Below are 19,545 nucleotides of genomic sequence, written 5' to 3'. Positions count from 1 at the left end.
TACCAACTCTGACTGTGAAGGGACACACCACCATGGCAGTGCAGCTGCTGACCCCGGAGGGCATGTTCGCTCCCGTTCCGTACCACCATGTTTCGATCAGCACGGGTACTCGCCAGGTGCACGTGGCCGGTCAGATCGCGCGCGACGCCGAGGGCAACCCTGTCGCGACAGATGACCTCACCGGCCAGGTCGCGCACGCACTGCGCAACACGGCACGCGGCCTGGCCGGCGCCGGAGCGAGCTTCGCCGACGTCGTACGCCTCCGGTTCTTCGTCACCCACTGGACCCCGGACAAGTACGACGACTTCATCGCAGGTATCGAGCGCGTCGCAGACGAACTCGGCATACCGCGGCCGTTGCCGCCTGTGTCGGCGATCGGCGTCGACTACCTGTTCGAGCCCGACGTGCTCGTCGAGGTCGAGGCGTTCGCCGTACTCGACTGAGATCCAGGTCCCGAGTCACGAACTTCATCCGTGGACCCATGGGTCGATCTCAGCCGCGAGCCATATCCACGAATCGCGACAGATGCAGTTGATGTGCGACGGTGATCGTCGCGGTCGGCCCATTGCGGTGCTTACCGAGAATCAGGTCGGCCTCGCCGCCTCGCGGGTCGTCGCGTTCGAAGGCATCCGGCCGATGTAGCAGGATCACCATGTCCGCATCCTGTTCCAAACTTCCGGACTCGCGGAGATCGGACACCATCGGCCGCTTGTCGGTTCGCTGTTCGGGACCTCGGTTGAGCTGGCTGATCGCGACCACGGGGACTTCGAGTTCCTTCGCCAGCAGCTTCAGGTTTCGGGAGAAGTCCGAGACTTCCTGCTGGCGGGATTCGACCTTCTTGCCGGAGGTCATCAGCTGGAGGTAATCCACCACAACGAGTTTGAGATCGTGGCGCTGTTTGAGTCGCCGGGCTTTCGCCCGGATTTCCATCATGGTCAGGTTCGGCGAATCATCCACGAACAGCGGTGCTTCGCTGATCTCACTCATCCGCCGCGCCAGTTTGGTCCAGTCGTCGTCACTCATCCGCCCGGACCGCATATCGCCGAGCTTGATCTTGGCCTCGGCCGACAGCAGCCGCATGACGATCTCAGTACGGCTCATCTCCAACGAGAAGATAACGCTCGCCAAGCCATGCTTGATCGAGCAACTGCGCATGAAATCCATTCCCAGCGTGGAATTATGCGTCGGGATCATCGAGCGGCCTGCCAGATAAAGGTGATCGGCGTTGTCCACTTCGACGCAGCGCACCGGAACGCTGTCGATCCGGCGCACGTCGACGATGAAGCGTGAGTTCGATCGCACGGTGCTGCGGCTGGCACGTCGTTCTTTGTGCAGCAGAGCCTTTCGGTACAGGCCGAAAACCTCGTCGTCGGTGGCGAACGTGATGGTGTACGCGGTGGACGATTCCTCGGACCGGCCCCGGACCCGTTTGGTGGAGATCTGGCTGCAATAGCCGAGGCTGACGATCAGCTCCTGCACGCCCCGAACGAGCCGTGCGTTGGTGGCGCTGAACTGCACCGAGCCGCCGTGTGTGACAGTGCCGTCGGTGTCCAGCAGGCCTGCTAGAAGTGCCCGGCGCTGCGATTCGGAGGCCCGAAGGTAGTCGACCGGGATGTGTTTGTTCCCCAGTACGCCGAGCGTCTGCAGACGCGCCTGCACACTGCCTACGGTGTTTCGGCATTTTTGGCACAGACGCAAGCCGATCGACCGCTCCCCGCAATTCGGGCAGCGGGGCGCGGGAACAGGAGCCGAATAGAACCGTGCCCTGCCGCCACAGGAGCGCCCGCAGGTGCGGACCTCGCTGGTGAAGGGTACGAATTCCCGTCCACACACTACGCACCCACGAGCGGTGATCGGCTCATCAGCAGGCAACTGGAGCTGGTAACGCAGCCGCGCCGACTGCGACGGCACGGCGACGATCCCCTCCGCCTCGATGCGCACGACTATCTCCGGGTCGGCACAAGTGAGCTGTGCGGCCGCCGACGTTCCGTCGCCGAGCCACGCGCCCAGCGTGTAGGGCGGCACCGGCAACATGCGGGTGGGTAGCCGAAGCGAAGTGGCGTTGGTGACCGAGTGATTGAGCCTGCGGTCGGCCGTGTCGCATCGCAACGTGCGTGCGATCTCGGCGGTGGTCCGCACCTCGGCGACAATCCGCTTCGATCGGCGGGACGCTCTCGTCTCGGTGAGCCACTGGTGCTGTTCGTCCGCGACGAGCACAGAGCCGTCGGAGAACTCGACTTCGTAGCAGGGACGTCCGGAAATTACCTCGGTGGCTGCCACGACGCGGGTGGGAAAGCCGTCGGCATCCAGCAAGTCGTCGCCGACGCGGACCTCACCCATCGTGGTCCAGCCGGTAGGCGTGGGCAGCGGCGTGTCCAACGCCAGCGCTTTACCCACTCCGGGCCTGGCCGCGACGATGATCATTTGGCCTGGGTGGAGGCCGTTGGTGACCTCGTCGAGTTCGGTGAAGCCGGTCGGGACGCCGAGGGAGATGCCGCCGCGGCTGGCGATGGAGTCGATCTCGTCCATCGTCGGCTGGAGCAGTTCCTCGAGCGGGAGGAAGTCTTCGCTGGTGCGACGCTCGGTGACCTCGTAGACCTCGGCTTGGGCGCGGTCGACGACCTCGGCGACGTCCTGGCCGTCGGCGCCGGCGTAGCCGTACTGGACGATGCGGGTGCCCGCCTCAACCAGGCGGCGCAAAATAGCTTTCTCCGCGACGATTTCGGCGTAGTAGCCGGCGTTGGCGGCCGTTGGCACGGTTTGGGTGAGCGTGACCAGATACGGTGCGCCGCCGATGCGTTTCAGTTCGCCACGGCGGTCCAGCCCAGCGGCGACGGTGACCGGGTCAGCCGGTTCGCCACGACCGTACAGATCGAGGATCGTGTCGTAGACGGCCTGGTGGGCGGGACGGTAGAAATCGCCGGGACGGAGCACCTCGACCACGTCGGCGATGGCGTCTTTGCTGAGCAGCATGCCGCCGAGCACGGACTGCTCGGCGGCCATGTCGTGCGGAGGTTGGCGGCCGAAGTCTTCGCCGGGGGGTTCGGGTGGGAAATCCGTGTGCCCGCGGTCATCGGTGGCTGTCACCAGACTCGACCGTCCTCTCTACCCCACGACCGGGTTCCACCCTGTTGACTCGTTCTACCCCCGGGCACCGACACGTTCGCCACCGCCGCTGACCAGGGGTCCAGCTACCGCTGCGGCACCCGCCCGCGCGCGCTCTCCGGGGCGGTGCGCACATGGCGATGCGAAGAACCTAGGCGACCCGACGGGCGCCCGCCAAACCGGACTGTGCACGGAGCTGTGGATAACTTGGGGAAAGTTCACCTAACGATGTGCACCCCCTGTGTACAACTTGGGGAAAACCCAGGTACGCGGGGTCAAACGCGCAGATAAACACAGACTTCCGTGTTTCTCCACGTGTGGATTAATGAAGTTCCGGCGTGTCGGCGAAGTTGAACAGCCGGGCGTGTTGGGTTAACAGCACGTGAGGTGTATATGACTTGAATCACAGTGCGGACGGTTGGTTTCGCCCGGTAATCCACAGGGCGGAAAACCGATCCTCCGGCACGAGGTAATGAGCGGCCCAGATTGTCCCGAATGACTCTTCTCCCATTCGGCAAACAATTAGCTATTTGTTTGTAAGGGCAACACGGCACAGCCGGGACCACTCCCGCGTGAACACGGGAGTGGCCCTCGACGGATGCCTGAATCAGGCGGCGGTGACCGTCAGGTCGAACTTCGCCACCACATCCGGGTGCAGGTGCACAACGACGGCGTGCTTGCCGGTCGTCTTGATGTGCGCTTTCGGCAGCTCGATGCTGCGCTTGTCGATGACGGGCCCGCCCGCCGACTTGATCGCGGCCGCGACGTCCGACTGGGTCACCGAGCCGAACAGCTTGCCGGTGCCCGCGGTCTTCACGCTCAGCGAGACCGAATCCAAGCCCTCGACGGCCTGCTTCAGCTCATTGGCGTGATCCAGGTCGCGGACGCGGCGGGCCTCCTGTGACCGGCGGATGCCCTCGACCTGCTTCTGCGCGCCCCGGCTGGCCACAATCGCCAGGCCGCGCGGCAGCAGGTAGTTGCGGCCGTAACCGTCCTTCACCTCCACGGTGTCGCCGGGGGCGCCGAGGTTGTCCACATCAGCAGTCAGAATCAACTTCATTTGCGTGCCTCCCTTTCTCAGCGAGCCGTCGACACGTAAGGCAGCAGAGCGACCTCACGCGAGTTCTTGACCGCAACCGCGATATCGCGCTGATGCTGCACGCAGTTGCCGGTGACACGGCGGGCACGGATCTTGCCCCGGTCGCTGACGTACTTGCGCAGCAGCGTTGTGTCCTTGTAATCGATCGAAACGGTTCCGGTCTTGCTCTCCTTGCAGAAAGCGCAGGCCTTCTTCTTGAGCACCTTTTCGCGCGCGGGCGCCTTAGGCATGGTCGTGTACTCCGTAATCATTGATGGCCCGGATCATGCGGGCCGGTGTGGCCGTTCTCAGAACGGCGGTTCGTCATCCATGCGGCCGCCGCTCCCGGAGGAGCCGGCCGCGGGCGCACTGCCCCAAGGGTCGTCCTCGGCACCGCCGGAACGCCCACCGCCACCACCGGAGGAGGCGTAGTTGCCACCGCCGCTGCCGCCGGACCCGAAGCCGCCGCCACCACCGCCGCGGCTGGTCTTGTTGACCTTCGCGGTGGCATAGCGCAGCGAGGGGCCGACCTCATCGACCTCGAGCTCGACGACCGTGCGCTTCTCGCCCTCGCGGGTTTCGTAGGAGCGCTGCTTGAGCCGTCCGCTCACGATGACACGAGAACCTCTGGTCAGGCTTTCGGCGGCATTCTCCGCGGCTTCGCGCCAGATATTGCAGCGCAGGAACAGCGCTTCGCCGTCTTTCCATTCATTCGAATTACGGTCGAACACCCGGGGGGTCGACGCGACGGTGAAATTCGCCACCGCCTGCCCCGCCGGTGTGAATCGAAGCTCCGGGTCGGCCGTCAGATTTCCGATGACGGTGATGACCGTGTCGCCTGCCATGTGGTTCCTCCTGCTCGGTGTGCAGTCCGCGTCTCGCTGTTGCGCTAGAGCCTAGGCACAGGCTCCGACGCAAACGAGGGTTGCCGGACTACTTGTCGTGGCGCAGAACCTTGGTGCGCAGCACCGACTCGTTGAGACCGAGCTGGCGGTCGAGTTCGCTCACCGTGGCGGGCTCGGCGGTCAGGTCGACCACGGCGTAGATGCCCTCGGCATGCTTGGCGATCTCGTAGGCGAGCCGGCGGCGGCCCCAGATATCGACCTTGTCGATCTTGCCGCCCTCGGTGCGAACGACACTGAGCAGGTTGTCCAGCGACGGACCAACAGTGCGCTCGTCCAGGCTCGGATCGAGGATGACCATCACTTCGTAATGACGCACGGACCAATCACCTCCTGTGGACTAGGAAACGGCCACGGACGGTCCGTGGCAGGAGGGTCGTTGCGTCAGCAACCCGACAAGGCTACATGAGCGGGTATTTGTCGGGGTACACCGGCATGGTCTGGCGGGGCCGCTTAGGGTGGTTCCATGCCGACCGGACTCGCCGCCCGCGACCTGCCCGCGGGCCGTGTGCGACGCTCCGCGGCGTTGGCCGCGGTGGTGGTGCTGCTGTGCGGCCTCACCCTAGCCTTGGCATATGTGAACAAGGCGCGCTGCGCGGGGGCGCCGTTCGATCAGGACGGCCGCAGCAGGGTCTTCGACGTCATCAAGGATAGGGACGTCTGCTATTCGGATATCCAATTCCTCTGGCTCGGCCGAGACATCAACGAGCATGTCTTCCCCTATGTGAGTGGCGGCATCACCGAGGACGGCGCGCTGGTCGGCGGGGCGGTGGAGTATCCGGTGCTCAGCGGGGTGCTGATGTGGCTCGGGGCGATCGGCGCGGACAACGACGCCGAGTTCCTGCGGTACTCCGCCCTGCTGCTGGTGCCGTTCGCACTGCTGACGGCGTGGATGTTGGCCCGGCTGGCCGGAGGCGCCGCCCTGCTGTGGGCGGCTGGTCCGCCGCTGGTGCTGTACGCCTTCCACAACTGGGAGCTCCCGGTGGTGTTCACGGCGGTCGCGGCCGTCTACGTGGTAGGCGCGCTGCCCCGCTTTTCCTTGCGCAGCAGGGGGATTGCGGCCGCGGTCTTACTCGCTCTCGGATTCTGTCTCAAGCTTTACCCGGGGATCTTCGTGCTTCCGTTGCTGGCGTATGTGCTCACCGGGGGCGTCGAACGCCACAAGGATGAGTCCGGTCGCGGTTTGGATGTCCGCGGTGCGCTGCTCACCGCGGCCGCGGCAGTCGGCACCGTCGTCGTGGTGAACCTGCCGTTCGCGCTGGCGGGTTACGAGGGCTGGCGCGCGTCGATCACCTTCCAGCAGCTGCGCCAAGCCGACATCACCACGAATTCCATTTGGTACTGGGGACTTCGGCCCATGTTCACGCATGACATCGCGGGCGAGGCGTCGTTCCAGCAGGTGGTGTCGATCGTCTCCCCGATGCTGGTACTCGCGGCCTTTGCGCTGGCCATGTGGCTCGGCTGGCGGAGATACGTGGTGACCGGCGTTTTCCCGTGGGTCGGGGTGAGCGGCGCGATGCTGTGTGGATTCCTGTTGTTTCACAAGGTGCATTCGCCGCAGTACACCCTGTGGCTGGTGCCGTTCCTGGTGCTGCTCGAGGTGCCGTGGTGGCTGATCGGTGGTTATCTCGTCGCCGACGCGGCTATCGGGATCGGGGTGTTCCGCTACTTCTACTCGATGGGGTCGGGCACCTCGGTCGAGCTGATGCAGAGCATCGTCCAATTCGGTGTGTGGGGGCGCGCGAGCCTGCTGGTTGTGCTGTTCTTCGTGTTCCTGTGGGCGCTGCCGCGCGGGTACCGATCAGTGCGGCCGACGGCGCCGCGGTCCGACCCCAGTGATCTTGTTCCAGTTTCCTAGAGTCCGCTGCGCCAGGCCCGGACGGCGGCGGTCTCGGTGCGGTGGCTGGCACGGCTGCCCGCGCCGAAGGCGCACCGACCTACTTGCGCGCGCTGTGCCACTGCATGCCCCACTGGTAGGCCTGGTCGATCTCGCGTTGGGCGCCGTTGACGTAGTGCACCTCCCGGTGCACGGTGATCCCGGCGCCCTGGTTCTGTAGCAGGGCGATGGCACACGAGCGGGCACCGTCCACGGGAGAGTCGAGCCGAACCTCGATCTGCGGGCCGGCCGTGGGGGAGAGCGTCACCACGCCGTCGGCGGCGGCCCAATTGGGCACGCCCTGGTAGATGAAGGCGAAGATCAGGATGCGGCGGAACAGCTCGGGCCGGGCGAGGTTGATGTGCATGTTCTCGCCGCCGGTGGCCGAACCGCTGCGATCGTCGCCGTCCAGTTTGATGTAGGGCTCGACGTCCAGCGCGCCGAAGTTGTGACCGATCGCCTGCACGACACCCTTGGCGCCGTTGGACAGCTCGTACAAACAGCCGAGGTCCAGATCGACGGGTTTGGCACGGCGGAAGAATCCCTTGGACCCGCTCGACCAGTTCAGGTTCACCCGCATGGTGCCCTGCTGTTCGCCCGGCTTGGTCAGGTTGATGCTCGGCGTCGCCTTCGACAGCGTCACCTTGGACAGGTTGACGCCGCCGGGGTGGTCATCGATCGCCATGGCGCGATCCCCCTCTGTGGAAACGAGAACGGCAGCGGCCATCCGCGGGGATGGGGCCGCTGCCGCAACGGGTCTTCGGCTGCATGCCGGGCATCAGCCTACCGGCGTGGGTTCCCGTTCGCTGTCCAGTTCCTTCTCGTCCGCGCGGCGGTTGCGGAGGATGCTGCTGAGGAATGCCGCGCCGATGAACGCGACGCCGATCAGACCGGTGACGACCTCGTTGACGTGCACACCGATCGAGATGAGCAGGATCACCGCCAGGGCGCCGATCGCCCAGTGCGCGCCGTGTTCCAGGTAGACGTATTCCGACAGCGTGCCCTTGCGAACCAGGTACACCGTGATCGACCGGACGAACATGGCGCCGATCAGGCCGAGGCCCAGCGCGATGATGATCGGGTCGGAGGTGATGGCGAACGCGCTGATCACGCCGTCGAAGGAGAACGACGCGTCGAGCACCTCCAGGTAGAGGAACAGGAAGAAGCCCGCTTTACCGGTGGCCTTGGCCAGCTCGGACGGGCCTTCGGTCTGTTCTTCGGTGTGGAACATCGAGCCGAGCCCGTCGACCGCGATGTAGGTGATCATGCCGAGCAGGCCGGCCGCCAGGACCGTCGAGCGGTGCGCCTCGTCGGAGACGAACTCCGCGGTGAGGATCAGGCCGGTGCCCGCCACCACGATGGAGAGCATGTCCAGCTTGCCCGCCCTGGCCAGCGGCCGCTCCAGCCAGCCGAGCCAGGTGATCTCGCGCTCTTCGAAGATGAAGTTGAGGAACAGCAGTGCCAGGAACATGCCGCCGAAGGCCGCGATCTGCGGGTGTGCGTCGGTGAGCAGCTTCTCATAGCTCGGGCTGCCGTCCGGGAAGGTCAGCGCGTCATTCGGCGGCGGGTTGAGCGCCAGGTCGAAGGCCTCTACCGGACTCAGTCCCGCCGTGATCCACACGATGGCGAGCGGGAAGACCAGCCGCATGCCGAAGACGGCGATCAGCACGCCGATGGTGAGGAAGATCCGCTGCCAGAACGCGCTCATGCGTTGCAGGACGGTGGCGTTGATCACGGCATTGTCGAACGACAGCGATACCTCGAGGATGCCGAGGATCGCGGCGAGCGCGAAGGCGGTCGGCCCGCCGTACAGCACCGCGACAACGAGAGAGAGCGCCGTGACGAGGAGGGACATGCCGAATATGCGCAGGACCACGCTGGGACCTTTCGTGAAGTAAAAACGAGTCGGCGACGGTTGCTACCAGCGTGGCTGCTGGATCGCCGGTTGTCCAACGCTGTTCCCAGGGCGCCGGCATGCCTGGGTCGCATCAGCAGGGGGCCCGTCGCCGGGCCCCCTGCGAACAACGAAGTATTCCTTAGACGTTCACGCCGTAGTCACGGGCGATGCCGGCCAGGCCGGAGGCGTAACCCTGGCCGACCGCGCGGAACTTCCACTCCGCACCGTTGCGGTACAGCTCGCCGAAGACCATAGCGGTCTCGGTCGACGCGTCCTCGGTGAGGTCGTAGCGGGCGAGCTCCTCGTTGTTGCTGCGGTCCACGACGCGAATGTAGGCGTTGCGGACCTGGCCGAACGACTGCGAGCGGGAGTCGGCGTCGTAGATCGAGACCGGGAAGAAGATGCTCTCGATGGTGGGCGGGGTGTTGGCCAAGTCGACGTTGATGACCTCGTCATCGCCCTCGCCCTCACCGGTCCGGTTGTCGCCCACGTGCTCGATCGAGCCTTCCGGGGACTTCAGGTTGTTGAAGAAGACGAAGTGCTGGTCGGACAGGACCTTCTTGTCCGCACCGGTCGCGATGGCGCTCGCGTCGAGATCGAAGTCGGTGCCCGTGGTGGTCCGCACATCCCACCCGAGGCCGACCGAAACAGCAGTCAGGTTAGGCGCCGCCTTGGTCAGCGAGACATTGCCGCCCTTGGACAAACTGACACCCATGCGGGATTCCCTTTCAATAGTCCGTCATTGGTTCCCAGCATGTCCGAATCGCCGGGTACGCCATACGACAGTAGTAGGTTTCCGCGAAGTTGCGTAGGAACCCGCGTAACCCTCGGCGAACAGGAAGATCTCCTACCATCGGGGCGTGGCAGGCCGAAGGCGTGGTTGGTTCCGGTCGTCGGGAAACGACGAGTGGATCGAGCACGCCCGCACCGCGCTGGCCTCGGCGTTTCTCGATATGGATCGGCGGCAGAGCGCGGCCGACGCGGCGGTGCACGCCTCCGATCAGGTTTTCCCGGAGCGGCGGATGAGCGCGCGCTGGGAACCGGTGCGCGATAGGTGTTATGGCGCGGCCGAGGTTTACGTGACGCTGAGTGGGGAGTTGGACGGCGCGCAGCGGAGCGGCGCGCCGGTACCCCATGGACAGCAGCGGGTCGATGCCGCGGTGCGGCAGCTGACCGACGCGGCGCACGCCGTCGACGAGTTCTATCGCGGCAGCCAGAGCCGGCTCGAAGAGGCGGTCGCGGTACTCGGCGCGGTGCCGCAGCTGGTGCGGCACGTGAAAGTCGCCGCGGCGGACGTGCGCGGGCAGGCCGCCGAATCCGAATTCGCGAACTACCCCTCGGTGCGTGAACGCACGGCGGCAGTGGATGAGGCGCTGGTCACACTGGAAGCCATCGGCGCCGACACACCTGGCGCCGTGCGCGAGGCCGCGAACCGGCTGGAGACAGCCGCCAAGGACTTGGCGGATGCGTTGGCGCAGGCTCCTTCTCGGGCCGCCGTCGCTCGAACCGCCATCTCCTCGGTGACCACCCGTCTTGCCGCCGTCCGTACCAGAGCCGAAGGGGTCGCACCCGCGTTCTCGGCGCTCCTGCGCGAGTTCAACGCTGCGAGTTCGGCGGATCTGGCTGACAATGAGCGGGAAAGTCGGCGAGCCATCGAGGCCGCGGACGCGGCTCTCGTCAAGGCGCGTGCGGCAGCGGCGGAGAACAACCCGGAGTTTGCACTTGATCTGACCACGTCCGCGCGCGGGTTTCTCGCCGAGGCCGAGCAGAAGGTCGATGCCGTCACCAAGCGGCTCACCTTGCTGCGTGCGATCCGGTCCGACCCGCAAGAACACGCCAAGGCCGTACGATTCCGGCTGCGGGATGCGCAAATGCTCGCGGTGAGCCGCGGGCTCGTCGCCGAATGGGGATCGGTGCTCGACGCGCAGGCAGCACGGATCGACCGAATCAGCGAAACACTGTCGGGGCGCCACCCCGACTACTGGGCCTATGTGGCGGAATTGGATGCCGTCGCCGAATTCATAGCCGGGGTAGTGGATCGAATGAGAAAACAAGCAGGACCACGACGAGAATGAGAATGGGGCAACGATGACCGCAGGCATCGCCGTCCAGCAGGAGGTTTCCCTGCGGAAGCGAATGCCGCTGCGCCACTTCCGGCAGTTGCACGGCCCAGAGGCGAGGCGTCTTTTCCACCGGCAGCCCGAACCTTTCGCCCGCGACCGGACGGATCGGGAGCTACTCGCGATCGGGCTCGGTGCGACGCTGTACGCGCCCGCGACCAGGCCGGATCTCGCGCTGACGATCGGTAGGCGCGCCGAGCACGGTGTGTGTTCGATGGTGATCGATCTCGAGGACGCGGTCGCCGACCACGAGGTGGAGTACGCCAAAAAGCAGACCGTCGCCGCGCTCGATCTGCTCGCGACCAGCCACGATGCCAATCCGCTTCTGTTCGTGCGGGTACGCGACGCGGACACGATCACTGAGCTCATCGAGCAGCTCGGCCCGGGCGCACGGGCGCTGACCGGGTTCGTCTTCCCGAAGTTCGACAGCGATTCCGGACCGAAGTACCTCAACGCCCTGAACGTGGCAGGCCAGCGTGTGGCGCGTCCGCTGTACGGGATGCCGGTGCTGGAGTCGCCGTGCCTGGTGCACCGGGAGACCCGCGACTACGAGCTCACCCAGGTCGCGGCGCTGCTGGCCGCGCATCGGGACCGGGTGCTCGCGGTGCGGGTCGGCGCGACCGACATGTGCTCGACCTTCGGTATCCGGCGGGATCGCGACCTGACCATCTACGACGTGCGCGTGGTCGCCGACGTCATCGCCGACATCGTGAATTATCTGGGGCGCGCGGACGGAACCGGTTTCGTCATCACCGGGCCGGTGTGGGAGTACTTCGCCGATCACGAGCGGATGTTCCGGCCGCTGCTGCGCACCGCGCCATTCGAAGAATCCGACGCCGTGCCGTTCCGGCAGTACCTGGTCAGCCGGGATCTGGACGGACTGCTGCGGGAGATCACTTTGGACCGCGCCAACGGCATTCAGGGCAAGACGGTGATCCATCCGTCGCATGTGTCCGCCGTGCACGCGCTGTCGGTGGTGACGCACGAGGAGTACTCGGACGCGCTGGACATTCTGCGGGCCGATGTCGGCGGCGTGGCGGCCTCGGGCTACCGGAACAAGATGAACGAGATGCGGCCGCATCGCAGTTGGGCGCGACAGACCTTGTTGCGCGCGAGGGTGTTCGGCGTGGCGAACAAGGGAGTGTCGTTCGTGGATCTGTTGACGGCGTTGGTCACCGTATGAGCCAGACGGCAACCGAGTTCGGTGACAATGAAATTCCCTGGGCAACAAGGACTCTCGGTATAGCGCTGCGTCATGAGCGCGGCCGGGAACGCCTGAGCTCGGCCGAGCTGCCGATCACGGCGCTGGTACGGCCCGGGGTCCGCCACAACAATCCGCGCCGGGCGCACCTGCTGGTGTCCACCGTGCTCGGCAAGCATCTGCCGACCGATCCGCGGGTGGTGCTCGGGGCGGGCAATCACCTGGGCGATCTGGTGCGCGAGGTACTCGGCGCCCGCGAAGCAGTGGTGCTCGGGTTCGCCGAGACCGCGACGGGACTCGGCCATTGCGTGGCAGCGCGGATCGGCGCGAGCTGCTATCTCCATTCGACCCGTCGCGAGGTGCCGCACGCACAGACGCTCGCCGGTTTCGAGGAGGGGCATTCGCACGCCACCTCGCATCTGCTGCAACCGGCACCGGCCGACATCTTCGTCAACGATCTACCGCTGGTGTTGGTTGACGACGAAATCTCCACCGGTGCAACCGCGATCGATGCGGTGCGCGCGCTGCACGCCTTTTCGCCGCGGTCCCATTACGTGCTGGCGTCGCTGGTCGACCTGCGCAGCAAGGCCGACCGCGCCGAATTCGACGTCGCCGCGGCGCAACTCGGTGCGCGCATCGACACGGTCTGCCTTGCCACCGGCCGGGCCACGCTGCCCGACGGACTGGTCGAGGCGGTCGGCGCCCTCCCCGCGCCCCGGCTCAATCCGACCGCCGGACACCCCGGCTCGTTCCGGCGGATGGAGCTGCCCTGGCCCGCTTCGGTGCCGGAAGGCGGCAGGCACGGGATACTCGCGTCCGACACCGGCGCGTTCGAGGCGGCGCTGACGGCCGCGGCCGAGATGCTGACCGCGCGGCTAGACACGGACTTCGCTGGTCGGCCCGCTATCGTGCTCGGCCACGAAGAGTTGATGTATCTGCCGCTGCGGCTGGCGGCGCTGCTCGCCGAATCCGGTACAGCCACGCGCTTTCAAACCACCACACGATCGCCCGCGTATGTCCTGGACGAGCCGGGATATCCCTTGCGACGCGGTTTTCGGTTCGTCGCGCCGGAGCCCGGCGACGCCGCGCCGCGCTACCTGTACAACGCGCACTGGCCCGACGATTCGCTGGACCTGTTCGAGGCGGATATGGCGGGGCTCGGAGTGCTGGTCGCCGACGCGGCTGCGGGGCGCGGCGACGAGGTCACGGTCACCGATGACGGCGTCGACAGCGGTGCGGAGGGTGACGGTCCCGCATCCGATCCGGTGCTCGTCGTCGTGGTCGACTCGCCCGCCGACACCGCACAACTGCGGGCCGAGGGCGGATTGATCGACGTGCTGACCGCCTCCGGCGCCGACGTGCTGCTCACGGTGCTGCGGGAGGCCGACCCGCGGCGGCTGCAGGCGGAACGCGCCGAGTCGCCGGTAACCGGGGAGGGGAGCCGACTATGACGACGAAGGTGGGTGCGTTGCCTGTTCCGCTGCACGGTCCGGAGTTCGGATCCTATGCGGCCGACGAGGTTTCCTGGTTGCTGAAGGACCTGTCCGACGTCGACTTGGAGCGCGATATCGCGGAGCGGGAACGGAGGATCCAAGCCGGGCAGGCGCACTATGCGGAATCGCTGCCGATCGAATACCAGCCGGACGCGCAATATCGGACGCTGTTCGACGAAGTGCTCACGGCCAGCGCCGAGCGGCTCGCGCTCGCCGTGGCGACCGTGTCGGAACTGGTCGTCGCCGAACGCGGCGAGGACATCGTGCTGGTGTCGCTGGCGCGGGCGGGCACGCCGGTCGGCGTCCTGATGCGCCGCTGGCTGCGTGCGCGGCGGCCGAGTCTCGCGGTGCCGCATTACGCGGTGTCCATCGTGCGGGATCGCGGGATCGATGCGGTGGCGCTGGACTATCTGGCCGAGCACCACGAGCCGGACTCGGTCGTATTCGTGGACGGATGGACCGGCAAGGGCGCGATCGCCCGCGAGCTGACCGAGGCGCTGGACGCTTACCGCGCGGCCGGGGGTGTGCGGTTCGATGATGAGCTGGCGGTACTGGCCGATCCAGGGCACTGCGTGCGCACCTACGGCACCCGCGACGACTTCTTGATCGCCTCGGCCTGCCTGAATTCGACCGTGTCGGGCCTGGTCTCGCGCACGGTGCTCAACGAGACGCTGATCGGACCCGGCGATTTCCACGGCGCCAAGTTCTATCGTGACCTGGCCGGTGACGATGTGTCCGGACGGCTGCTCGACATCGTGAGCGGCGCCTTCGACGCGGTCCGCGATCGGGTCGCCGCCGAGGTGGCCGCGATCCGCGCGAGCGACCGCACGCCTACCTGGACCGGCTGGGCGTCGGTGGAGCAGGTCAGGGAGCGGTACGGCATCGCCAGCGTGAACTTCGTGAAGCCCGGCGTCGGCGAGACCACCCGCGTGTTGTTGCGGCGGGTCCCGTGGCGGGTGCTGGTCCGCGAGCCGGACGCGCCGGAGCACGCGCATATCCGGCTGCTCGCCGCCGCTCGGGGAGTGCCTGTGGAAGTCGTCGATGACCTGGCATATTCGTGTATGGGATTGATCAAGGACGTGCAGCAGTGAACCTATCTCGGAGAGTGCGGCGAAGACGTGCGCTGATCGCGACCGACTTGGACCGGACGATGATCTATTCGCGTAACGCCTTCAGCACCACCACCGAGGTGCCCACCGTCTGTGTGGAGCATCTCGAAGGGGCGCCGCTGTCGTTCATGACCACCACCGCGGCGCTGCGGATGCAGTCGTTGACCGAGCCGGCCGCCGTCATCCCCACCACCACCCGCACCATCAAACAGTTCGGACGCATCCGACTACCCGGGGCGCCCTGGCGTTATGCGATCACCAGCAATGGGGGCAACATCCTCGTCGACGGCGTGCCCGATCTGCACTGGCGGATCGACATCGACGCCCAGGTGCGCGCGGGCGGCGCCACCCTGTCGGAGGTGAGCAGGGAACTGCACGCTCGCATCGATGATTCGTGGGTGACCAAGTTCCGCGTGGCCGACCACCTGTTCTGCTACCTGGTGGTGAAACCCAAGGCCGTCCCCGACGGATTCCTCGCCGAATGGGACGACTGGTGCCGTCCGCGCGGCTGGTCGGCGTCCCAGCAGGGCCGCAAGATCTACACCATGCCGCAGGCCGTCTGCAAGAGCCGCGCGGTCGGCGAAGTCCGCAAACGCCTCTGGGACAGCGGTGAACTCACCGACGAGGCGAGGACTCTCGCCGCGGGCGACGGCGCCCTCGACGCCGAAATGCTGCGCGCCGCCGACTCCGCCATCCGCCCCCGCCACGGCGAACTCGAACAACTCAACTGGACCAACCCCAACCTCACCATCACCAGCGCCACCGGCATCCTCGCCGGCGAAGAAATCATCAACTGGTTCATCAAGGGATCTCCGGCACCGCTCGAGTAGCCATCACCGCATCCGTGCGCTGCTCGGTGGTGAGATCGCTGCCGTTCGACGTTGTCGACGGGAAGGCTGTCCCGATCGACTCGATCGTCACGCCGATTCGGTGGTGGGTTCGAAGGTGGACTTGAAGTCCGGGCATTCTACGAGGGGGTCGTGGGTGCAGGTGGAGGCGTGGCGGAGGCTGTCGCGCATGCGGATGAGGCGGGCGATGTCTTCGTCGAGTTGGCTTGCCTTCTCGGCCATGCGGGTGCGTAGTTGGGCGTCCGTGGGGGAGGCGCGCAGGAAGCGGGCGATTTCGGCGAGGGTGAAACCGGCGCCTCGGGCGCAGATGATGAGGGCGAGGCGGCCGAGGATGTCGGGGTGGTAGGTGCGGCGCAGGCCGTTGCGGCCGGTCGCGGCGATGAGTCCGCGTTTCTCGTAGAAGCGGAGGGCGGAGGGGGCGAGGCCGGTGTGGTCGGCCACTTCGGCGATGTCGAGCAGATCGGTCATCTCGGCTCCTTGACTTGAACCACGCTTCAAGTCACAGACTAGTGCGCATGACAATTCATCACCTCAATTGCGGATCGGTGCGGCAGATCGAGGCCACCTACGAGGGGCCTGCGCCCGCCCGCGCCGTCAACCACTGCCTGCTGGTCGAGACCGAATCAGACGGGCTGGTCCTGATCGAGACGGGCATCGGGCTGGACGATGTCCGTGACCCGGCGGGCACCCTCGGCGCGGACTGGGTCGCGATGGCGCAGCCGGTCCTGTCCGAGGACGAGACCGCCATCCGGCAGGTGCAGCGGCTCGGCTACGACCCCGCCGACGTCCGGCACATCGTCCTCACCCACCTCGACGTGGATCATTGCGGCGGACTGCCCGATTTTCCGCATGCGCGGGTGCACGTGCTCGCCGCCGAACTGGCGGCGGCGCTCGCCGAAGCGCCGAGCTTCCGCTACCGGCCTGCCCATTGGGCGCACGACCCGCAGTGGGTGACCTACCCGTCGGACGCCACCGGAACGTGGTTCGGCTTCAACGCGATTCAACCGAAGGACCTACCCGGAGACTTCCAGCTGATTCCGCTGGGCGGGCATACCGCAGGCCACACCGGCGTCGCTGTCCGCGACGGTGCGCGCTGGCTGCTGCACTGCGGCGACGCCTACTACTACCATCGCGAACTCGACCCGGCTCCGCAGCCGCACCCGGTGCTCGACATCGTGCAGACCACCTCCGAGGTCCACCACGACCTGCGGGTGGGCACCCAGGCACGGTTGCGCGAACTACACCGCGATCACGCCGACGAAGTCACGCTGATCAGCGCGCACGACCCCTGGGAATTCCAGCGCGCCGGCTGAGTGGCCGCGCGATCGGTCATCGCCGCTGCCAGCATTGGGCGGTGTCGCCGAGGTTCCACCATGAGACGTAGTCCGGGTCCTGGTCGAGCCGGGTCCATTCGGCGTCCAGGATGTCGAAGAAGGCGGTGTCGGCGGTGCGTCCGCCTCGCGACTCGCCAATGTAGACGAGTGTGCAGCCGCCCGCCTCCTGATAGGCGGTGAGCGTGGTCGAGGCCATCGGGTCTTCCCAGCCGGGAGGCCAGCAGAGGAACAGGACGTCGTCGGCGTGCGCGGCGGCGAGATCGGCCGTCGACGCCGGTGGTGTCGCGGTGGGATGCCACGTCGCGAGTTGTCCCGGAACGGCGGGAAATGCCGTATTGGTCATGAGGTCGGGCGGATGTGAGTCGAAAGCGGTTGTCGGCACACCGATCCGGGTGAGTTGATGCGCCCAGTAGCCGCGACCTGACCCGACCTCGAGAATCGGCCTGCCCTCCGTGACGTCGGCTACCCACCGCACCGTCGCAGGGGACGGAATGGCATACGCGTAGGCGGCTTGCAGGAGGATCTGCGCATAGGCCAGCCGAGCACTGCCTTTCGGATTTCCGCCGTTCACCTCGGGGCGCGCGGCCCGCTCCGGCGGCCCCGACGAGACCGCGGCGGCGACGATGTCCCAGTACGGGTTGGTGCTCGCGCCGCCGGTCATGTAGTGGAGCAGGTGTAGGTCGAACGTGGCGTCGGCGATGTCATCACCGGTGCCGGGCAACCTGCCCACGGTGGACCAGTAGTCCGCGACGCGCGGATAGGCTGCCGAGAAAGTGGATTCGTCTCCGACCAGGTCCGTCAGCGCCGTGCGACGCTGCGGCGAGAGCGCCAAGTCAGCCATCCACCGATTCTCCGCCGCCCATGCCACGCGTCGGCGAGCATCGAGACGATTTCACCGTACCGACGCGAATCCTTTGCTGTTCGTATGCTATTCGCCCGTCGACCCGCGATGCCGCGGTGGGCCAGTACTCGGCGACTCTCGGAGACGCTGTCGCGAAGGCGCAAGGTGTCGGCGAGAGCGCCGAGTCGGCCACTCGAATGCGTCCCGGGCTCAGCCGCCGTCACGCATCGACACCAGCCCGCCGAGCGTGCCGAGGTAAGCCGCTCCGTCGGGCCCGATCGCGATCCCGGCGTAATTGTTGTTGAACCCGAGGCCGGTGCCGGACAGCTGTTTCCACACGGTCGCACCGGTGCGGTAGTCGAGTGCGGTCCAGTACCAGGGATCGCTCGGCGCGGTGCCCTTCGTGTAGGTGTAGATCAGTCCGGTGGCCAGTGACAGCTTCGGCACCACCGTAGGTGCGGCTTCGACCGAGTTGGTCCAGGTCACCTGGCAGCCGCTGCCGTCGGCAGCGATGTCGACGCGAGCGAAACCCGGGGTCGTGGTCTTGCCGGACGCGGTCGCGTCGGGGTGTGCGTAGCCGTAATTGTTCTCGACGATGAGCGAGCGTCCCGCGCCGATCAAAGAGTTCTCGGTAGCGCTGCCGCCGGCCTCGAACACCGGCACCGCGCAGACCTGTCGTTCGGCGACGGAGGGCGCCGTGCGGTAGACGACGACGTTCATCGGATCGGCATTGTCTGTGATGGCGACATAGCCGTCGGGCAGGATGGTGGGTGTGGTGCCGGTTCCGTCGTCCACCTGGCCCGGCTTGCGCTGGTTGCTGTTGGCGTAGGTGACCTGCCAGGTGATCTGTGGCGCGCCATCCGGATCTGCGTCGAAACGCAGGAGCTGGCGGTTGGTAGCGAGGTAGACCTCACCGGCCGCGCCCACCGCGAACGAGTTCTCGATCTGGTTCTCCGTGCCCGCGCCGAGGCGAATGATCTGCGCCGCACCGGTATCCGGGTCCAGTGTGCCGACGACGCCGTTGGTCTTCGCCACGAACCAGATCAGGCCGTTCGAGTCCGGTAGCGCGGAGTTCAGCGTCTCGTCCGGGTGCAGTACCCCGGTCAGGTCGTAGTCGCGCACGAGCGAGAAACCGTCGGCGGCAGGGGTTTCGGCGAACACCTGAATATGTCCGGTGCTGGTGCCGACCACCGCGCGGTCCTCGTCGTCGAGATAGAAGTACCCGCCGCCGACGAAATTGTTGAAAGCGCCGGGTTGCAGCGTATCGAGCGGACTCTTGCCGGGCAGCGGATGTTTGCCGAGCACGGTCATCGTCGCGGGGTCGATGAGATAGAGACCCGGTGAAAGACCGAGGCAGGTGGTGACGATGCGGCCGGCGCGGTCGAATGCCACCGAACCGCACTCGCTGCCGAGTAGCAGCGAATCGGTTCGGGGAGCCCGGCCGAGCGGGCCGGAGCGGGTATAGGTATCGCTCATCCAACCGTCGTTGTGGACGCCCGAGTTACCGTTCGGCGCCAAGTGCGGGTTCTGTGGAATCGGGGGGATACCGGTGACCGGTTCACCCATCGCAGATGCGCCGAGAAACCGCGGAACGTCGGGTACGGCCGGGACCGAAGGAATCGGCACCGCGGCGGCGGGCACCGCTACCGCGGCGAGGACTGCTGCCGGCAGCGCTACACGCAGGATCCGGGAGGAGAGAATGTGAAACACGGGTGAACGGTATCCAGGTCCGGCGCGTCGC

General features: G+C 66.5%; 19 protein-coding genes. 8 read left to right on the top strand and 11 right to left on the bottom strand.

The window, feature by feature from the left end; genetic code table 11:
* Positions 1-32 precede the first annotated feature (32 nt).
* Positions 33-443 (top strand): RidA family protein, encoded by a 411-nt coding sequence (locus OHA40_RS15045; protein WP_330233660.1) that lies wholly within the window; start codon positions 33-35, stop codon positions 441-443.
* Positions 444-492: 49 nt separating this feature from the next.
* Here the strand turns inward: OHA40_RS15045 and dnaB are convergent, their stop codons facing one another.
* The 5 genes from dnaB to rpsF all read right to left on the bottom strand — a co-directional run bounded on the left by dnaB (position 493) and on the right by rpsF (position 5,404).
* Entirely contained in the window at positions 493-3,003 is a 2,511-nt protein-coding gene (gene dnaB / locus OHA40_RS15040) for a replicative DNA helicase (RefSeq protein WP_330234186.1), read from the bottom strand.
* Positions 3,004-3,712: 709 nt separating this feature from the next.
* A complete protein-coding gene (gene rplI / locus OHA40_RS15035) occupies positions 3,713-4,165 on the bottom strand; it encodes a 50S ribosomal protein L9 (protein ID WP_330233659.1) in 453 nt (150 codons plus the stop codon).
* A gap of 17 nt (positions 4,166-4,182) precedes the next feature.
* The gene (gene rpsR / locus OHA40_RS15030) at positions 4,183-4,434 is read right to left on the bottom strand and encodes a 30S ribosomal protein S18 (RefSeq protein ID WP_327121395.1); all 252 of its coding nucleotides are present in this window, start codon (positions 4,432-4,434) and stop codon (positions 4,183-4,185) included.
* Between the two features lie 57 nt (positions 4,435-4,491).
* On the bottom strand, positions 4,492-5,028 hold the full coding sequence (locus OHA40_RS15025) for a single-stranded DNA-binding protein (protein WP_330233658.1): 537 nt from the start codon (positions 5,026-5,028) through the stop codon (positions 4,492-4,494).
* A gap of 88 nt (positions 5,029-5,116) precedes the next feature.
* The gene (rpsF, locus tag OHA40_RS15020) at positions 5,117-5,404 is read right to left on the bottom strand and encodes a 30S ribosomal protein S6 (protein ID WP_039803204.1); all 288 of its coding nucleotides are present in this window, start codon (positions 5,402-5,404) and stop codon (positions 5,117-5,119) included.
* A gap of 147 nt (positions 5,405-5,551) precedes the next feature.
* On the opposite strand from rpsF, the gene OHA40_RS15015 reads away from it, so the two are divergent.
* Positions 5,552-6,943 carry a hypothetical protein gene (locus OHA40_RS15015; protein ID WP_330233657.1) on the top strand — a complete coding sequence of 464 codons (1,392 nt, stop codon included), beginning with the start codon at positions 5,552-5,554 and terminating at the stop codon, positions 6,941-6,943.
* Positions 6,944-7,022: 79 nt separating this feature from the next.
* Here OHA40_RS15015 and OHA40_RS15010 read toward each other — a convergent pair whose 3' ends face one another.
* The 3 genes from OHA40_RS15010 to OHA40_RS15000 all read right to left on the bottom strand — a co-directional run bounded on the left by OHA40_RS15010 (position 7,023) and on the right by OHA40_RS15000 (position 9,573).
* Positions 7,023-7,646 (bottom strand): TerD family protein, encoded by a 624-nt coding sequence (locus OHA40_RS15010; protein ID WP_330233656.1) that lies wholly within the window; start codon positions 7,644-7,646, stop codon positions 7,023-7,025.
* A gap of 93 nt (positions 7,647-7,739) precedes the next feature.
* Positions 7,740-8,837 (bottom strand): DUF475 domain-containing protein, encoded by a 1,098-nt coding sequence (locus OHA40_RS15005; protein ID WP_330233655.1) that lies wholly within the window; start codon positions 8,835-8,837, stop codon positions 7,740-7,742.
* 160 nt (positions 8,838-8,997) lie between these two features.
* The gene (locus OHA40_RS15000; RefSeq protein WP_330233654.1) at positions 8,998-9,573 is read right to left on the bottom strand and encodes a TerD family protein; all 576 of its coding nucleotides are present in this window, start codon (positions 9,571-9,573) and stop codon (positions 8,998-9,000) included.
* Between the two features lie 145 nt (positions 9,574-9,718).
* Between OHA40_RS15000 and OHA40_RS14995 the strand changes: the two genes are divergently transcribed.
* From OHA40_RS14995 to OHA40_RS14975, 5 genes are read left to right on the top strand one after another with little or no spacing between them, the layout of a single operon-like run.
* Positions 9,719-10,933 (top strand): hypothetical protein, encoded by a 1,215-nt coding sequence (locus OHA40_RS14995; protein ID WP_330233653.1) that lies wholly within the window; start codon positions 9,719-9,721, stop codon positions 10,931-10,933.
* A gap of 13 nt (positions 10,934-10,946) precedes the next feature.
* A complete protein-coding gene (locus tag OHA40_RS14990; protein WP_330233652.1) occupies positions 10,947-12,161 on the top strand; it encodes an HpcH/HpaI aldolase/citrate lyase family protein in 1,215 nt (404 codons plus the stop codon).
* Positions 12,158-13,630: a phosphoribosyltransferase domain-containing protein gene (locus tag OHA40_RS14985; protein WP_330233651.1), complete on the top strand. Its 1,473-nt coding sequence runs from the start codon at positions 12,158-12,160 to the stop codon at positions 13,628-13,630. The genes OHA40_RS14990 and OHA40_RS14985 overlap by 4 nt, the downstream gene beginning before the upstream one ends.
* A gap of 17 nt (positions 13,631-13,647) precedes the next feature.
* Positions 13,648-14,763, top strand: a complete 1,116-nt coding sequence (locus OHA40_RS14980) for a cysteine protease StiP family protein (protein ID WP_330234185.1) — start codon at positions 13,648-13,650, stop codon at positions 14,761-14,763.
* Positions 14,764-14,822: 59 nt separating this feature from the next.
* On the top strand, positions 14,823-15,611 hold the full coding sequence (locus OHA40_RS14975) for an HAD family hydrolase (RefSeq protein ID WP_330233650.1): 789 nt from the start codon (positions 14,823-14,825) through the stop codon (positions 15,609-15,611).
* 87 nt (positions 15,612-15,698) lie between these two features.
* On the opposite strand, the gene OHA40_RS14970 is transcribed toward OHA40_RS14975, so the two are convergent.
* Positions 15,699-16,097: a MerR family transcriptional regulator gene (locus tag OHA40_RS14970; protein ID WP_330233649.1), complete on the bottom strand. Its 399-nt coding sequence runs from the start codon at positions 16,095-16,097 to the stop codon at positions 15,699-15,701.
* Positions 16,098-16,144: 47 nt separating this feature from the next.
* Between OHA40_RS14970 and OHA40_RS14965 the strand changes: the two genes are divergently transcribed.
* Positions 16,145-16,942, top strand: a complete 798-nt coding sequence (locus OHA40_RS14965; RefSeq protein WP_330233648.1) for an MBL fold metallo-hydrolase — start codon at positions 16,145-16,147, stop codon at positions 16,940-16,942.
* 16 nt (positions 16,943-16,958) lie between these two features.
* Here OHA40_RS14965 and OHA40_RS14960 read toward each other — a convergent pair whose 3' ends face one another.
* Both OHA40_RS14960 and OHA40_RS14955 read right to left on the bottom strand, forming a co-directional pair.
* The gene (locus OHA40_RS14960) at positions 16,959-17,804 is read right to left on the bottom strand and encodes a hypothetical protein (RefSeq protein WP_330233647.1); all 846 of its coding nucleotides are present in this window, start codon (positions 17,802-17,804) and stop codon (positions 16,959-16,961) included.
* Between the two features lie 210 nt (positions 17,805-18,014).
* Positions 18,015-19,514 carry a hypothetical protein gene (locus OHA40_RS14955; protein ID WP_330233646.1) on the bottom strand — a complete coding sequence of 500 codons (1,500 nt, stop codon included), beginning with the start codon at positions 19,512-19,514 and terminating at the stop codon, positions 18,015-18,017.
* Between the last annotated feature and the right edge of the window lie 31 nt (positions 19,515-19,545).

Source organism: Nocardia sp. NBC_00508, from assembly GCF_036346875.1.
Classification (GTDB): Bacteria; Actinomycetota; Actinomycetes; order Mycobacteriales; family Mycobacteriaceae; genus Nocardia.
This window is presented reverse-complemented; position numbering and strand designations above follow the sequence as displayed.

What these genes read in the sequence shown, in the direction of transcription:
- OHA40_RS15010 (WP_330233656.1), bottom strand. Translation starts at nt 7,646, where the DNA reads ATGGCGATCGATGACCACCCCGGCGGCGTCAACCTGTCCAAGGTGACG.
- OHA40_RS14970 (WP_330233649.1), bottom strand. Translation starts at nt 16,097, where the DNA reads ATGACCGATCTGCTCGACATCGCCGAAGTGGCCGACCACACCGGCCTC.
- OHA40_RS15000 (WP_330233654.1), bottom strand. Translation starts at nt 9,573, where the DNA reads ATGGGTGTCAGTTTGTCCAAGGGCGGCAATGTCTCGCTGACCAAGGCG.
- OHA40_RS14975 (WP_330233650.1), top strand. Translation starts at nt 14,823, where the DNA reads ATGATCTATTCGCGTAACGCCTTCAGCACCACCACCGAGGTGCCCACC.
- OHA40_RS14960 (WP_330233647.1), bottom strand. Translation starts at nt 17,804, where the DNA reads ATGGCTGACTTGGCGCTCTCGCCGCAGCGTCGCACGGCGCTGACGGAC.
- OHA40_RS14985 (WP_330233651.1), top strand. Translation starts at nt 12,158, where the DNA reads ATGAGCCAGACGGCAACCGAGTTCGGTGACAATGAAATTCCCTGGGCA.
- OHA40_RS15045 (WP_330233660.1), top strand. Translation starts at nt 33, where the DNA reads ATGGCAGTGCAGCTGCTGACCCCGGAGGGCATGTTCGCTCCCGTTCCG.
- rplI (WP_330233659.1), bottom strand. Translation starts at nt 4,165, where the DNA reads ATGAAGTTGATTCTGACTGCTGATGTGGACAACCTCGGCGCCCCCGGC.
- OHA40_RS14990 (WP_330233652.1), top strand. Translation starts at nt 10,947, where the DNA reads ATGACCGCAGGCATCGCCGTCCAGCAGGAGGTTTCCCTGCGGAAGCGA.
- OHA40_RS15025 (WP_330233658.1), bottom strand. Translation starts at nt 5,028, where the DNA reads ATGGCAGGCGACACGGTCATCACCGTCATCGGAAATCTGACGGCCGAC.
- OHA40_RS14965 (WP_330233648.1), top strand. Translation starts at nt 16,145, where the DNA reads ATGACAATTCATCACCTCAATTGCGGATCGGTGCGGCAGATCGAGGCC.
- rpsR (WP_327121395.1), bottom strand. Translation starts at nt 4,434, where the DNA reads ATGCCTAAGGCGCCCGCGCGCGAAAAGGTGCTCAAGAAGAAGGCCTGC.
- OHA40_RS15015 (WP_330233657.1), top strand. Translation starts at nt 5,552, where the DNA reads ATGCCGACCGGACTCGCCGCCCGCGACCTGCCCGCGGGCCGTGTGCGA.
- dnaB (WP_330234186.1), bottom strand. Translation starts at nt 3,003, where the DNA reads ATGGCCGCCGAGCAGTCCGTGCTCGGCGGCATGCTGCTCAGCAAAGAC.